We start from the raw sequence: 14,256 nt of genomic DNA, 5'->3' as shown, positions 1-14,256 counted from the left end.
TCCTGAAACGGTGATCCCACTGGTCAGTTACAACACAATTACCTGTGGGAACGGGCAGACGTCAAAGCTATGACGTCAAATGCAAGGCGGATTATCTTGCAGAACTTGTCCCGGGCGCCAGAGGCATCAGGGTTTCCCCTATGCCTGCGACACCTACCAGTGACCACGAATACCGGTGCTTTGCTCACAGAAAATCGACCAGATGCAGCCAGGCACGCGAGTTCTTGCCTTGGGTTGGCTCCTGCCATGCCCCTATAATCGGCGCACTTAGTTTGTGGAGCCCGTTATGCCGAATCTACGTCTCGCCGATTTGACCGCCGAAATCGAAGCCAACGTGCGCCGTGCGTTGCTCGAAGACGTCGGCAGCGGCGACATCACCGCGCAACTGATCCCCGCCGAACGTCTGGCCAAAGCCACCATCATCACTCGCGACGACGCCGTCATCTGCGGTACAGCGTGGGTCGACACTGTGTTCCGCCAGCTCGATCCGCGCGTCGCGGTGCATTGGCAGGTGCGTGACGGCGAACGGGTCAAACCCAATCAGCCACTGTTTCATCTGGAAGGTCCGGCCCGTTCACTGCTGACCGGCGAGCGCAGTGCGCTGAACTTCCTGCAACTGCTGTCCGGCGTGGCAACACGGGCGCAGTACCTGGCAGACTTCGTGGCCCAGACTCAGGTCAAGCTGCTGGACACCCGCAAAACCCTGCCGGGCCTGCGTCTGGCGCAGAAATACGCGGTGACCTGCGGCGGCTGCCACAACCACCGCATCGGCCTCTACGACGCCTTCCTGATCAAGGAAAACCACATTGCCGCCAGCGGTGGCATCGCGCAGGCCATCGCCGCCGCGCACAAGATCGCGCCGGGCAAACCGGTGGAAGTCGAAGTGGAAAGCCTGGAAGAGCTGAAGGAAGCGCTGGCAGCCGGCGCCGACATCATCATGCTCGACGAACTGAGCCTGGACGACATGCGCGAAGCCGTGCGCCTGAACGGCGGCAAGGCCAGACTGGAGGCCAGCGGCGGCATCAACGAAAGCACGCTGCTGCCGATCGCCGAGACCGGGGTGGACTACATCTCGATCGGCGCGATGACCAAGGATGTGAAGGCGGTGGATCTGTCGATGCGCCTGAGCCTTTAAACATCAGCAAGATGCGAGCTACAAGCTGCAAGCCAGAGCGATTCTGCTTTGACTTGCAGCTTGCCGCTTGAAACTCGTAGCTGCTCTTACACGACGAGATTGTTCATCTCGCAGTACTCTTGCCACTCGACGCCCAGTACTTCGGCCGCCTCCTTGTGCAGCACGAGACGCTGCGCCTCGAACTCCTCAGGGGTGCTGGTGTACTTGAGCGTCAACTCCCACGGCTGCAAGCCCTGGGCTTCGGCTTCGTCTTCGAACGCCCACTGGATCTGGTCTTTCTGATCATCAGGACTCAGGTCCTTGATCTCTTCTTTCAGATCCGGAACGTCCAGAATGTATTTTTCCAGCGCTAGTTCGTGACGTTTCTCTTGAGTTAATTCGGTCATGGCGTTCTCGCTGATCGTAAGAATGGAGGATGGATCTGGATCATCAAGGATCTCTCTGACGCGGATTGTCCGGCCTTCGGAACCATTCGGGATCATCTGAAAACTGCTAAGCGATGCTCATGCAGGTACCGAATATAGGACGTTTGCGTGACGAATTACACGGCTCTTTACATCTCTCGCACAAAAAGTTGACCTGCGGAACATAAATCCGGATTCCAAGTCATAGCGTTGTGCCACTTCGGCACTCACCCTCGCTGTTCACAAGGAAAACCAGTGATGCGCAGCTTTTCGAAGATTTGTTCCGTTGTGTCTGCCAGTACCTTGCTCGCCGCCATGCTGTTGCCGGCAAGCGCCATGGCGCTTGAACTGAGCAACAGCAGCTCGTCCTATGGCGACAAGGTTTCGCTGATTCACAGCGATTACGGCAAAGACGTTGTCATCAAAAGCGATATCAGCATCGATGAACTGCAAAAGATCCGCGATACCGTCCGTGACCAGTCACGCCAGATTGAAGAACTCAAACGCAGCAGCGGTTCCAGCTCGAATTCCAGCAGTAAGGAAATCGATGACCTGAAGAGCAAGGTCAAGGAACAGGACCGCCAGCTGGATACCCTCGGACGCCAGGTCGAAGATCTCAAGCGCAACAGCGGCTCGAGTTCGAACTCGGCCAGCAGCGACATTTCCAGCCTGAAGCAGAAAATCAACGATCAGGATCGCGCCATGGATCAGCTCAAGCGTACCGTTGAGGATCTGAGCCGCAAGGTGAAATAAGGGGAAGTGGTGCCCGAGACAGGAATCGAACCTGCGACCTTCGCGTTACGAGTGCGCTGCTCTACCGGCTGAGCTACACGGGCGGTGGGCTAAACCTAGCACCGGTTTTCACAAAAGCAAAGATCGCAGCCTGCGGCAGCTCCTACAGGATCGGGTTATCACATCGTTTGGTAGGCGCTGCCGCAGGCTGCGATCTTTTGATCTTTATGGCAGACAAAAAAATGCCCCGCCGTTTTCACGGCGGGGCATTTTTATTGCGCTAAAGCCTGGGGGTAATTAAACGCCCGAAGCCTTGGCAGCTGCCACGTCTTTGATGGACAGCTTGATACGGCCGCGGTTGTCCACGTCCAGTACCAGCACTTCCACTTCCTGACCTTCTTTCAGGATGTCGGTGACTTTCTCTACGCGAGCGTCGCTCAGCATCGAGATGTGCACCAGACCGTCCTTGCCCGGCAGGATGTTGACGAATGCGCCGAAGTCGACGATGCGCTCAACCTTGCCGACGTAGATCTTGCCGATCTCAGCTTCTGCAGTGATGCTCAGAACGCGCTGACGAGCAGCTTCTGCGGCATCCTTGGTTTCGCCGAAGATCTTGATCGAGCCGTCGTCTTCGATGTCGATCGAAGCCTTGGTCTCTTCGCAGATCGCACGGATGGTCGCGCCACCTTTACCGATAACGTCACGGATCTTGTCGGTGTCGATCTTCATCGCAATCATGGTCGGAGCGTTGGCCGACAGTTCGGTACGCGACTGGCCAATGATCTGGTTCATCTGGCCGAGGATGTTCAGGCGCGCTTCCAGGGCTTGGCCCAGAGCGATTTCCATGATCTCTTCGGTGATGCCCTTGATCTTGATGTCCATCTGCAGCGCGGTGACGCCTTTGGCGGTACCGGCTACCTTGAAGTCCATGTCGCCCAGGTGGTCTTCGTCACCCAGGATGTCGGTCAGGACGGCGAACTTCTCGCCTTCTTTAACCAGACCCATGGCGATACCGGCAACCGGCGCTTTCATTGGAACGCCAGCGTCCATCAGAGCCAGGGAAGCGCCGCAAACGGAAGCCATCGAGCTCGAACCGTTGGATTCGGTGATTTCCGACACCACACGAATGGTGTACGGGAACACGTCGGCGGCCGGCAGCATAGCCGAAACCGAACGACGGGCCAGACGGCCGTGACCGATTTCACGACGACCAGCACCACCCATGCGACCACACTCGCCCACCGAGAACGGAGGGAAGTTGTAGTGCAGCATGAACGGGTCTTTTTTCTCGCCTTCCAGGGTGTCCAGCAACTGTGCGTCACGGGCAGTACCCAGCGTTGCAACGACCAGAGCCTGGGTTTCGCCACGGGTGAACAGGGCCGAACCGTGAGTCTTCGGCAGAACGCCGACTTCGATGTTCAGCGGACGTACGGTGCGGGTGTCGCGGCCGTCGATACGTGGCTTGCCGTTAACGATGTTTTCGCGAACGGTGCGGTATTCGATTTCACCGAAAGCCGCTTTGACGTCGGCAGCCGAAGGCTGGCCTTCTTCGCCGGACAGCTTGGCAACGACCTGGTCTTTCAGCTCGCCCAGACGCGCGTAGCGGTCAGCCTTGACGGTGATGGTGTAAGCCTGGGAGATCGCTTCGCCGAACTCGGCACGGATCGCGCCCAGCAGCTCGGTGGCTTCTGGAGCAGGAGCCCAGGTCCAGGTTGGCTTGGCAGCTTCGGCGGCCAGTTCTTTAACGGCGTTGATCACCACCTGGAACTCGTCGTGAGCGAACAGTACCGCGCCCAGCATCTGGTCTTCAGTCAGCTCTTTGGCTTCCGATTCAACCATCAGTACGGCGTCCGAAGTACCGGCAACGACCATGTCCAGGCTCGAAGCAGCTTGCTGCTCGTAAGTAGGGTTCAGCAGGTAGCCGGTGCTTTCGTGGAAAGCAACGCGAGCGGCGCCGATCGGGCCGTCGAACGGAATGCCCGAGATTGCCAGGGCAGCCGAGGTACCGATCATCGCAGCGATGTCCGGATCGGTCTTCTTGCTGGTGGAAACGACGGTGCAGACAACCTGCACTTCGTTCATGAAGCCTTCTGGGAACAGCGGACGGATCGGACGGTCGATCAGTCGGGAAGTCAGGGTTTCTTTCTCGGAAGGACGGCCTTCACGCTTGAAGAAACCGCCAGGGATCTTACCGGCAGCGTAAGTCTTTTCCTGGTAGTGAACGGACAGAGGGAAGAAGCCCTTGCCTGGATCGGCTTGCTTGGCACCGACTACGGTCACCAATACGCTGACGTCGTCGTCAACGGTGACCAATACTGCGCCGGAGGCCTGACGGGCGATACGGCCAGTCTCGAGGGTAACGGTCGACTGACCGAACTGGAATTTTTTGATTACCGGGTTCACGGTGTCCTACCTTCTTTGTGGCTCTTGGGGGAACTGGTTTCTTGCGAAATTCTTGGGCAATGTCGGGAATCGGCCCGCTGACTGTCCGGGTAAAACGGTAGTGCAGATAAAACTTGAGGCTGGGAGCCTGCCAGCCACCCGCGGAAAACCGCTGATGCCTGACAGACAACCAACCTCATAGCGCAATCGCTGATTAGCGACGCAGACCCAGGCGGCCGATCAGAGCGCTGTAACGGCTCAGATCCTTGCCTTTCAGGTAGTCCAGCAGCTTACGACGCTGGTTTACCATGCGGATCAGACCACGACGGGAGTGGTGGTCTTTACCGTTGGCCTTGAAGTGACCTTGCAGTTTGTTGATGTTGGCGGTCAGCAGTGCAACTTGCACTTCTGGCGAACCAGTATCACCAACAGCTTGCTGGTAGTCGGCAACGATTTGAGCTTTTTCTTGAACGTCGAGAGCCATGAGGCAATCCTTTTATCAGGAAACTGTTTCAAAGAAACAGCTTCAACAGGCCAGGGACAAATCCCTGTATCTATAAATGAGTAGTGACCGTGCCTGTTAACAGCCACACTCGTTCGGTCATTCTGACCGAATCAGTCGACGCGGCGCGATGCGCCCGTCTTCGCTCACTTCACCGATACCGATGAAGCGACCATTGTGATCCTGTACCCGTACCATGCCGAACTTCGGAGCATCCGGGGCACGTACCGGCTGGCCGTTGAGCCAGTAGAACGCGCTCGCTTCGGAGAAGTGCAGCAACGGCCAATCCTGCAGGCCGCTGTCCGATGGCATCAGGAAGCGGTCGACCGCTTCGTTGCCGCCTTCGGCATGTACCGCTTCCAGCTCTTCGAGGGTCACGGTCTGCGCCAGGGTAAAAGGCCCGGCCTGGGTACGACGCAGTTCTGCGACGTACGCACCACAACCGAGTTGCTCACCGATATCCTCCACCAGGGTGCGAATATAGGTGCCCTTGCTGCAGTCCACTGCAAGACGCGCAGTATCGCCTTCGAAGGCCAGCAATTCCAAGCGCGCAATAGTAACAGAACGCGGTTCGCGCTCCACTACTTCGCCTGCACGGGCCAGCTTGTACAGCGGCTGCCCGTCACGCTTGAGTGCCGAGTACATCGGCGGTATCTGACTGATTTGACCCCGAAATTTCGGCAGAACCGCTTCAACATCGGCGCGACCAACGGTCACCGGGCGCTCCTGCAAAACCTCACCCTCGGCGTCTGCCGTGGTGGTGGTCTTGCCCAGTTGCGCCAGGGTTTCATAACCCTTGTCGGAATCGAGCAGGTATTGCGAGAACTTGGTTGCCTCGCCAAAGCACAGCGGCAGTACACCGGTGGCTAGCGGGTCAAGACTGCCGGTGTGGCCGGCCTTCTCGGCGTTGAGCAACCAGCGAACCTTCTGCAACGCGGCGTTGGAGGTGAACCCCAACGGCTTGTCGAGCAGGATGATACCGCTGACGTTACGACGGATACGTTTGACCTGAGCCACCGAGTTACTCCTTGGTGTCTTCAGGTTCAGCAGCGGCCACGTGCTGATTGTCCTCAGCCACGGCACGCTCGATCAGGGCCGACAAGTGCGCGCCACGCACGACGCTTTCGTCGTAGTGGAAGTGCAATTGCGGCACGCTGCGCAGCTTCATTTCACGGGCCAGTTGCATGCGCAGGAACCCTGCGGCAGCGTTGAGCACCTTGATGCTTTGCGCGATGTCTTCGGCATTGTCCTGCCCCATCACGGTGATGAAGATCTTCGCGTGACCGACGTCACGGCTGACTTCCACTGCGGTAATGGTGACCAGACCAACACGCGGGTCTTTGACTTCACGACGGATCAGCTGGGCCAGCTCACGCTGCATCTGATCGCCGATACGTTGGGTACGGCTGTATTCTTTTGCCATGATTTGTTACCTGTTACTGCCCTGCGGTGAAACCCGCAAGGTCTGAAAGCGGCAAACGCCCGGCCTGACAAATGCCAGACCGGGCGTTGCGTTTAGAGTCCGGGTGATGCGCCGCACATAAGAGTGCGGCCGGCCATCACGGCTCCTGAAGTGCGCGAGTTAGAGGCTGCGAGCAACCTGAACCTTCTCGAAGACTTCGATCTTGTCACCGACTTTGACGTCGTTGTAGCTCTTCACGCCGATACCGCATTCCATGCCGGCACGTACTTCGGAAGCGTCATCCTTGAAGCGGCGCAGGGATTCCAGCTCGCCTTCGAAGATAACGATGTCTTCACGCAGTACACGGATCGGACGGTTACGGTGCACAACACCTTCGATCACCATGCAACCGGCGATCGCGCCAAACTTCGGCGAACGGAACACGTCACGCACTTCGGCCACGCCCAGGATGTTCTCGCGAACATCGCTGCCGAGCATGCCGGTCAGGGCTTTCTTGACGTCTTCGATGATGTCGTAGATCACGTTGTAGTAACGCATGTCCAGACCTTCCTGCTCGACGATCTTCCGTGCGCCAGCATCGGCACGCACGTTGAAGCCGAACAGTACAGCGTTGGAAGCCAGTGCCAGGTTGGCATCGGATTCGGTGATACCACCGACACCGCCACCGACCACGCGCACTTGCACTTCGTCGTTGCCCAAGCCGTTCAGAGCGCCCTGCAAAGCTTCCAGCGAACCACGGACGTCGGATTTGAGGACGATGTTGAGCGTCTTCTTCTCTTCCTGGCCCATGTTTTCGAAGATGTTTTCCAGCTTGCCGGCGTGTGCGCGAGCCAGTTTGACTTCGCGGAACTTGCCTTGACGGAACAGAGCCACTTCACGGGCTTTCTTCTCGTCGGCAACCACGCTCATCTCGTCGCCAGCGTCCGGCGTACCGTCAAGACCCAGGATCTCGACCGGAATGGCCGGACCTGCTTCCTTGATCGGCTTGCCGTTCTCGTCGAGCATGGCGCGCACGCGGCCATAGTTCGAGCCGACCAGCACCATGTCGCCTTGACGCAGCGTACCGTCCTGAACCAGCACGGTGGCTACCGGGCCACGGCCCTTGTCGAGACGCGATTCGACGACAACACCACGGCCAGGAGCCGATGGAGTGGCGGTCAGTTCGAGAACTTCGGCCTGCAGCAGAACGGCTTCGAGCAGTTCGTCAACGCCGGTACCCATTTTCGCCGAAACCGGTACGAATGGCGTGTCGCCACCCCACTCTTCGGAAGTCACGCCGTGAACCGACAGTTCGCTGCGGATGCGATCGAGGTCGGCACCTGGCTTGTCGATCTTGTTCACTGCAACCACCAGAGGAACGCCAGCCGCCTGAGCGTGCTGAACAGCCTCGATGGTTTGTGGCATCACGCCGTCGTCCGCCGCAACCACCAGGATCACGATGTCGGTCGCCTTGGCACCACGAGCACGCATTGCGGTAAACGCAGCGTGACCCGGGGTGTCGAGGAAGGTGACCATGCCGCGTTCGGTTTCAACGTGGTACGCACCGATGTGCTGGGTGATACCGCCGGCTTCGCCAGCAGCTACCTTGGCACGACGGATGTAGTCGAGCAGCGAGGTCTTACCGTGGTCAACGTGGCCCATTACGGTCACGACTGGCGCACGAGGAACCGCCTCACCTTCGAACTTCAGGGACTCGGCCAGGGAATCTTCCAGGGCGGTGTCACTGATCAGGGTCACTTTGTGGCCCAGTTCTTCAGCAACCAGTTGGGCAGTTTCCTGATCCAGTACCTGGTTGATGGTGGCCGGGGTACCCAGCTTGAACATGAACTTGATGATTTCGGCAGCCTTGACCGACATCTGTTGAGCGAGATCGCCAACAGTGATGGTTTCGCCGATCTTCACTTCACGCACGACAGGGCCGGTTGGGCTCTGGAAACCGTGAGCGTTGCGCTTCTTCAGCTTGGCCTTGCCGCGACCACCACGACGGAAGCCATCGCTTTCTTCGTCGGTAGTGCGTGGTGCCACACGTGGCGCCGGCGCTTTTTCTTTGACCGAAGCACGATGCGGAGCGTTTTTGCGCTCGCCATCGCCACCACCGCGACGATTGTTATCGTCGGCACGTGGTTTGTCCGGACGACGCTGTTCGTCACGCTTGCGAGTGTCGGCAGCTGGCGCAGCAGCGACAACCGACGCAGCTTCGCGCACAGGTTCGGCCACTGGCGCAGGGGCTGCAACAGCTTCGGCAGGAGCGCTCGACGCAGCAGCAGGCTGGCGACGCGCTTCTTCTTCAGCGCGCTGCTTGGCTTCTTCTTCAGCCTTCTGACGGGCAGCATTTTCTACTGCGCGACGCTCTTCCAGTTCACGCTGGCGCTCGGCTTCGATTTCTTCCGGGCTACGCTGTACGAAAACTTTCTTCTTGCGAACTTCTACGCTGATGCTCTTGCTACCAGCCACACGCAGGGTGCTGGTGGTTTTACGCTGCAGCGTGATCTTGCGTGGTTCTTCCACTTTCGCCTTGTGGCTGCTTTTCAAGTGAGTCAGCAGGGATTGCTTCTCACTGTCAGTCACATGTTCTTCGGCGGCGGTGTGCGGCAGACCTGCCTCACGCATCTGCTGCAACAGGCGCTCTACCGGTGTTTTGACCTCATCGGCCAGTTGTTTCACCGTGACTTGCGTCATGCACTTCTCTCCTCAGGCCGCGCCTAATTACTCGAACCAGTGGGCTCGGGCGGCCATGATCAACTTGCCGGCACGATCATCGTCAATGCCGTCGATGTCGAGCAGGTCGTCAATAGACTGCTCGGCCAGGTCTTCGCGGGTAATTACGCCGCGCACCGCCAGTTCCATCGCCAAATCCTTGTCCATACCCTCAAGCGAGAGCAGGTCTTCGGCCGGATGGGCGTCTGCCAGCTTTTCCTCAGTAGCGATGGCTTTGGTCAACAAACGATCCTTGGCACGAGCGCGAAGCTCGTTGACGATGTCTTCGTCAAAGCCGTCGATGTTGAGCATTTCTTCCAACGGTACGTAGGCAATCTCTTCCAGGCTGGTGAAGCCTTCATCAACCAGCACCTGAGCCAGCTCTTCGTCGACTTCCAGCTCGTCGATGAAGTTGCGCAGGATGTCGCCGGTTTCTGCTTGTTGCTTAGCCTGGATGTCCGATTCGGTCATCACGTTCAGGGTCCAGCCAGTCAACTGGCTTGCCAGACGCACGTTCTGACCACCGCGACCGATGGCCTGAGCCAGATTGTCTGCGCCAACGGCGATGTCCATGGCGTGGGCATCTTCGTCAACGATAATGGCCGCCACTTCTGCCGGCGACATGGCATTGATCACGAACTGCGCCGGGTTATCGTCCCACAGGACGATATCGACACGCTCGCCACCCAACTCGCCCGACACGGCCTGGACGCGCGAACCGCGCATACCGATGCACGCGCCCTGCGGGTCGATGCGTTTGTCCTTGGAGCGGACAGCGATCTTGGCACGCGAACCCGGATCACGGGACGCCGCCATTACTTCGATCAGGCCTTCAGCGATTTCCGGCACTTCGATACGGAACAGCTCGATCAGCATTTCCGGCGCGGTACGCGACAGGATCAGCTGCGGGCCGCGGTTCTCGGTGCGGATTTCCTTGAGCAGTGCACGCAGACGCACACCGACACGGAAGGTTTCGCGAGAAATGATGTCTTCACGAGCCAGCAACGCTTCGGCGTTGTTGCCCAGATCGACGATCACGTTATCGCGGGTCACTTTTTTCACGGTGCCGGAGATGATTTCTCCCAGGCGCTCGCGATAGGCGTCGACCACTTGAGCGCGCTCGGCTTCACGCACTTTCTGCACGATGACTTGCTTGGCAGTCTGTGCGGCAATGCGGCCGAACTCGATGGATTCGATTTTTTCTTCGACGACGTCGCCAACCTTGGCGCCAGGATGCGTTTCGGCAACCTTGCTCGGCCAGGTTTCGATGGCCGGATCATCGAGATCATTCTCTTCGACGACCGTCCAGCGACGGAAAGTTTCGTAGGAACCGGTGTGGCGGTTAATTTCCACACGCAGGTCAACTTCGTCTTCAAAACGCTTTTTGGTAGCAGTGGCCAGGGCCAGCTCCAGCGCTTCAAAAATTACGCTTGCCGGTACGCCCTTTTCATTGGATACCGACTCAACAACCAGCAGTACTTCTTTGCTCATCGTACGCCTCGCCTTTCGCAAGCCATTGGATCCGCGGGATCCGCGTCTCAGTCAAAACTGGGAATAATGTTGGCCTTGTCGATCATGTCGATCGGCAACAGGAACTCATGGTCTTCTACCTGCACCACGACGTCCTGCTCTTCTACACCGCGCAGAAGGCCCTGAAAGTTGCGTCGCCCTTCAAAAGGCGAGCGCAGCTTGATCTTTACTTGTTCACCGGCAAATTTTGCAAACTGCTCAAGAGTGAACAGCGGGCGTTCCATGCCAGGCGAGGAAACTTCAAGGGTGTATTCAACGGAGATCGGATCTTCAACATCCAGCACACCGCTGATCTGACGGCTGACGATGGCGCAATCGTCCACCAGTACGCCGCCTTCTTTATCGATATAAACGCGCAACATTGAGTGGCGACCTTGAGCCGAAAACTCAATACCCCAGCATTCATAGCCTAGGGCCACGACCACCGGGGCCAACAAGGCCTGCAACTCTTCTAGCTTGCTCGACACCTGAACCCCCTCGTGCATGTATGTGCATGCTATGCAAAATAAAAAAATGGGCGAAACGCCCATCCTTGAAACGCCGTCGAACAGCGGCGTAGAAAGTGTCCAGCTAACAAAAAGCCCCTTAAAAGGGGCTCCTTAAACTGGTTGCGGGGGCCGGATTTGAACCGACGACCTTCGGGTTATGAGCCCGACGAGCTACCAGACTGCTCCACCCCGCGACAAAGCTGGGGCGGAAGTATACGACCGATCCCTTATAGGGTCAATGTAACCTTCCACCTGCAAGAAAGCCCGCAACAGCGGGCTCTCCTGACTAATTGGTACCGAGAAGGGGACTCGAACCCCTACACCCTATGGGCACAACCACCTCAAGGTTGCGTGTCTACCAATTCCACCACCTCGGCAAAACTACGTTTGAAACCCTTCTTACTTCTGCTCTTGAGCTGGAGGTACGTCAGTCGCTGGAGTAGCCGACTTTTGCTCTTGAAGCACCGGGACATCATCAGAAGCCGGTTGTTGTTGCTTAGGCACTTCCAACACTGCTGGATCTGGTAAACCTGCTTGAGTCAGCTGATGAGCCTTCTCTTTAGCAAAGTAACCTAACCCCAAGCTGGTTATGAAGAAACCGGCGGCAAGTATAGCAGTAAACTTACTAAGAAAGGTAGAGGAACCTTGGCTTCCGAACACAGTATTTGAAGCACCTGCTCCGAAAGACGCGCCAGCATCCGCACCTTTACCCTGCTGCAGCAAAACCAGAGCAACTACGCCCAATGCACCCAGCAGATGAAAAACGACTACGACTGTTTCCAGCATTTTTTCAGTTTCCCGCGGCGCGACAAATCGCACCGAACTCATCTGCATTCAGGGAAGCTCCACCAATGAGCCCCCCATCGATATCCGGCATGCCGAACAGTTCGACCGCATTGGCCGCCTTCACGCTGCCGCCGTATAGAAGCCGCACACCTCGTGCGACTTCAGAATTCTCTGCCGCCAACTGCTCGCGAATGGCTTTATGCACATCCTGAGCCTGTTGCGGCGTTGCAGTCAGTCCGGTACCGATGGCCCAGACAGGCTCGTAAGCAATGACTGCCTTGGCAAAGGCACCAACACCCAGCTCCTCGATGATGCTGCCCAGCTGACGCCCGACAACCTCAAGAGTTTTTCCGGCTTCGCGCTGCTCGAGGGTTTCCCCTACACACAACACCGGAATCAAGCCACATGCCTGTGCCGCTGCGAACTTGCGATTCAGCATCCCGTCTCGCTCGCCCATTATCTGACGGCGTTCGGAGTGCCCGACAAGCACCAGGGAACAACCTGCATCCACCAACTGACTCGGCGCAATCTCACCGGTCAACGCACCTTGCATGGATTCCACCGCAGAGTTCTGCGCGCCGACCGAAATCGACTTGCCTTTCAAGCCATCAATCACTTGATTGATATGCAAGCAAGGCGGGAATACCGCGACATCAACACCGCTTGGCAAGGCCAGATGACGAAGGCCGTTGATCAGCTCAGCGACGCTGGCGCGGGTACCGTGCATCTTCCAGTTACCAGCTACCATAGGGCGACGCATGCTGTACCTCGTCGGTCAAAGTGGGCGCAGATGTTACCCAACACAATCATGGCTGGCAAGCCGAATCAGGCAGAAACTTCAGTTACCAGTTTTGCCAGTTCTTCGGCGTAGGTGCGAACCTGAGTTTCATCCTCACCCTCGACCATCACACGCACCAGCGGCTCAGTACCGGACTTGCGCAAAAGCACCCGGCCACGACCCGCCATGGCCTGGGTTACACGCGCACTGGCTTCCTTGACAGCCGGATGCTCAAGCGGGCTTTCACCACCACCGAAACGCACATTGATCAGTACCTGAGGGCATTTGCGCAGCGCCTGACGTGTTTGTGCCAACCCTTCATTACGGGTTTTAAGCGCCATCAACACCTGCAATGCAGCAATGATCGCATCGCCGGTGGTGGTGTGATTGAAGCAGACGATATGCCCGGAGTTCTCACCACCCACCAGCCAGTCACGCTCAAGCAGCTCGGCAATCACGTAACGGTCGCCCACATTGGCGCGAATGAATGGAATCGAGAGTTCAGCAAGCGCCAACTCAAGCCCCAGGTTGCTCATCAGCGTTCCGACGACACCGCCCTGCAATTTGCCGCGCTCGTGAAGATCGCGCGCAATGATGAACAACAACTCATCGCCATCGACGACAGCTCCCGTGTGATCAACCATCAGCACCCGATCACCGTCACCATCAAAGGCGATACCCAGATCAGCGTGCTCGGCCAGAACGGCGGCCTGCAATTGGCCCATATGGGTCGAACCGCAGTTGTCATTGATGTTCAGCCCATTGGGCTGAGCTGACAAAACGACCACTTCAGCACCCAACTCGCGGAAGACACTCGGAGCTACCTTGTAGGTCGCACCGTGCGCGCAGTCGATAACGATCTTCAGGCCGGAGAAACTGGTACTGGTTGGCACACTGCTTTTGCAGAATTCGATGTAGCGACCGGACGCATCGTTGATTCGCGACACTTTGCCGATCTTGCTCGACTCCACAACGGTCATCGGCATATCGAGCAACTCTTCGATCATCAGCTCCAGCTCATCAGGCAACTTGGTGCCCTTGCCGGAGAAAAACTTGATGCCGTTATCGTCGTGCGGGTTGTGCGAAGCGCTGATCACGATCCCGGCCTCGGCCTGAAAAGTACGCGACAGATAGGCAATGGCCGGTGTCGGCATCGGGCCGAGCAGCATGACATCGGCACCCGCCGACGTCAGACCAGCTTCAAGCGCCGATTCAAACATGTAGCCAGAGATGCGCGTGTCCTTGCCGACCAGCACCTTGCAGGCGCCCATTTTGCGAAAGGCCATTCCAGCCGCCCAGCCGAGCTTGAGCATGAAGTCCGGGGTAATCGGGTATTCACCGACACGACCACGAATGCCGTCAGTACCAAAGTATTTCTTGCTCATAAGTGCTCCATCAT

General features: G+C 57.7%; 13 protein-coding genes and 3 tRNA genes. 2 read left to right on the top strand and 14 right to left on the bottom strand.

Annotation, left to right across the window (positions count from 1 at the left end; translation table 11 throughout):
* Window positions 1-286 precede the first annotated feature (286 nt).
* On the top strand, window positions 287-1,135 hold the full coding sequence (gene nadC, locus NN484_RS00525; RefSeq protein ID WP_215501859.1) for a carboxylating nicotinate-nucleotide diphosphorylase: 849 nt from the start codon (window positions 287-289) through the stop codon (window positions 1,133-1,135).
* A gap of 86 nt (window positions 1,136-1,221) precedes the next feature.
* Here nadC and NN484_RS00520 read toward each other — a convergent pair whose 3' ends face one another.
* Window positions 1,222-1,521, bottom strand: a complete 300-nt coding sequence (locus tag NN484_RS00520) for a DUF6388 family protein (protein ID WP_215501860.1) — start codon at window positions 1,519-1,521, stop codon at window positions 1,222-1,224.
* Window positions 1,522-1,797: 276 nt separating this feature from the next.
* On the opposite strand from NN484_RS00520, the gene NN484_RS00515 reads away from it, so the two are divergent.
* Complete coding sequence (locus NN484_RS00515; protein WP_127649849.1) at window positions 1,798-2,292, top strand: hypothetical protein; 495 nt, start codon at window positions 1,798-1,800, stop codon at window positions 2,290-2,292.
* A gap of 7 nt (window positions 2,293-2,299) precedes the next feature.
* On the opposite strand, the gene NN484_RS00510 is transcribed toward NN484_RS00515, so the two are convergent.
* The 13 genes from NN484_RS00510 to glmM all read right to left on the bottom strand — a co-directional run bounded on the left by NN484_RS00510 (window position 2,300) and on the right by glmM (window position 14,242).
* Window positions 2,300-2,375 (bottom strand) — tRNA-Thr (locus NN484_RS00510).
* Window positions 2,376-2,568: 193 nt separating this feature from the next.
* Window positions 2,569-4,674, bottom strand: coding sequence for a polyribonucleotide nucleotidyltransferase (pnp, locus tag NN484_RS00505; RefSeq protein WP_007961443.1), 2,106 nt, complete (start codon window positions 4,672-4,674; stop codon window positions 2,569-2,571).
* A 193-nt stretch (window positions 4,675-4,867) separates the two neighbouring features.
* Window positions 4,868-5,137, bottom strand: coding sequence for a 30S ribosomal protein S15 (rpsO, locus tag NN484_RS00500; RefSeq protein WP_003221553.1), 270 nt, complete (start codon window positions 5,135-5,137; stop codon window positions 4,868-4,870).
* Window positions 5,138-5,254: 117 nt separating this feature from the next.
* On the bottom strand, window positions 5,255-6,172 hold the full coding sequence (gene truB / locus NN484_RS00495; RefSeq protein ID WP_024011571.1) for a tRNA pseudouridine(55) synthase TruB: 918 nt from the start codon (window positions 6,170-6,172) through the stop codon (window positions 5,255-5,257).
* Window positions 6,173-6,176: 4 nt separating this feature from the next.
* Window positions 6,177-6,578 carry a 30S ribosome-binding factor RbfA gene (gene rbfA / locus NN484_RS00490; RefSeq protein ID WP_007953741.1) on the bottom strand — a complete coding sequence of 134 codons (402 nt, stop codon included), beginning with the start codon at window positions 6,576-6,578 and terminating at the stop codon, window positions 6,177-6,179.
* A 159-nt stretch (window positions 6,579-6,737) separates the two neighbouring features.
* Window positions 6,738-9,257 carry a translation initiation factor IF-2 gene (infB, locus tag NN484_RS00485; protein WP_215501861.1) on the bottom strand — a complete coding sequence of 840 codons (2,520 nt, stop codon included), beginning with the start codon at window positions 9,255-9,257 and terminating at the stop codon, window positions 6,738-6,740.
* A gap of 27 nt (window positions 9,258-9,284) precedes the next feature.
* The gene (nusA, locus tag NN484_RS00480) at window positions 9,285-10,766 is read right to left on the bottom strand and encodes a transcription termination factor NusA (protein ID WP_003221546.1); all 1,482 of its coding nucleotides are present in this window, start codon (window positions 10,764-10,766) and stop codon (window positions 9,285-9,287) included.
* A 47-nt stretch (window positions 10,767-10,813) separates the two neighbouring features.
* Complete coding sequence (rimP, locus tag NN484_RS00475) at window positions 10,814-11,272, bottom strand: ribosome maturation factor RimP (protein WP_007973115.1); 459 nt, start codon at window positions 11,270-11,272, stop codon at window positions 10,814-10,816.
* A 138-nt stretch (window positions 11,273-11,410) separates the two neighbouring features.
* A tRNA-Met gene (locus NN484_RS00470) sits at window positions 11,411-11,487 on the bottom strand.
* Window positions 11,488-11,584: 97 nt separating this feature from the next.
* Window positions 11,585-11,670: transfer RNA gene (locus NN484_RS00465), tRNA-Leu, on the bottom strand.
* A 22-nt stretch (window positions 11,671-11,692) separates the two neighbouring features.
* Window positions 11,693-12,079, bottom strand: coding sequence for a preprotein translocase subunit SecG (gene secG, locus NN484_RS00460; protein WP_027610782.1), 387 nt, complete (start codon window positions 12,077-12,079; stop codon window positions 11,693-11,695).
* Between the two features lie 4 nt (window positions 12,080-12,083).
* Window positions 12,084-12,839, bottom strand: coding sequence for a triose-phosphate isomerase (tpiA, locus tag NN484_RS00455; RefSeq protein ID WP_008088336.1), 756 nt, complete (start codon window positions 12,837-12,839; stop codon window positions 12,084-12,086).
* Between the two features lie 65 nt (window positions 12,840-12,904).
* Complete coding sequence (glmM, locus tag NN484_RS00450; protein ID WP_127649852.1) at window positions 12,905-14,242, bottom strand: phosphoglucosamine mutase; 1,338 nt, start codon at window positions 14,240-14,242, stop codon at window positions 12,905-12,907.
* Window positions 14,243-14,256 lie beyond the last annotated feature (14 nt).

It is taken from the genome of Pseudomonas serboccidentalis, from assembly GCF_028830055.1.
GTDB lineage: Bacteria > Pseudomonadota > Gammaproteobacteria > Pseudomonadales > Pseudomonadaceae > Aquipseudomonas > Aquipseudomonas serboccidentalis.
The sequence above is the reverse complement of the archived record's forward strand: the minus strand, read 5'-3'. Positions and strand labels throughout refer to the sequence as shown.

Bases quoted from the DNA above. Each gene is read 5' to 3' on its own strand.
- NN484_RS00520 (WP_215501860.1), bottom strand. From the start codon at position 1,521: ATGACCGAATTAACTCAAGAGAAACGTCACGAACTAGCGCTGGAAAAA.
- nadC (WP_215501859.1), top strand. From the start codon at position 287: ATGCCGAATCTACGTCTCGCCGATTTGACCGCCGAAATCGAAGCCAAC.
- tpiA (WP_008088336.1), bottom strand. From the start codon at position 12,839: ATGCGTCGCCCTATGGTAGCTGGTAACTGGAAGATGCACGGTACCCGC.
- rbfA (WP_007953741.1), bottom strand. From the start codon at position 6,578: ATGGCAAAAGAATACAGCCGTACCCAACGTATCGGCGATCAGATGCAG.
- glmM (WP_127649852.1), bottom strand. From the start codon at position 14,242: ATGAGCAAGAAATACTTTGGTACTGACGGCATTCGTGGTCGTGTCGGT.
- nusA (WP_003221546.1), bottom strand. From the start codon at position 10,766: ATGAGCAAAGAAGTACTGCTGGTTGTTGAGTCGGTATCCAATGAAAAG.
- rpsO (WP_003221553.1), bottom strand. From the start codon at position 5,137: ATGGCTCTCGACGTTCAAGAAAAAGCTCAAATCGTTGCCGACTACCAG.
- infB (WP_215501861.1), bottom strand. From the start codon at position 9,257: ATGACGCAAGTCACGGTGAAACAACTGGCCGATGAGGTCAAAACACCG.
- secG (WP_027610782.1), bottom strand. From the start codon at position 12,079: ATGCTGGAAACAGTCGTAGTCGTTTTTCATCTGCTGGGTGCATTGGGC.
- NN484_RS00515 (WP_127649849.1), top strand. From the start codon at position 1,798: ATGCGCAGCTTTTCGAAGATTTGTTCCGTTGTGTCTGCCAGTACCTTG.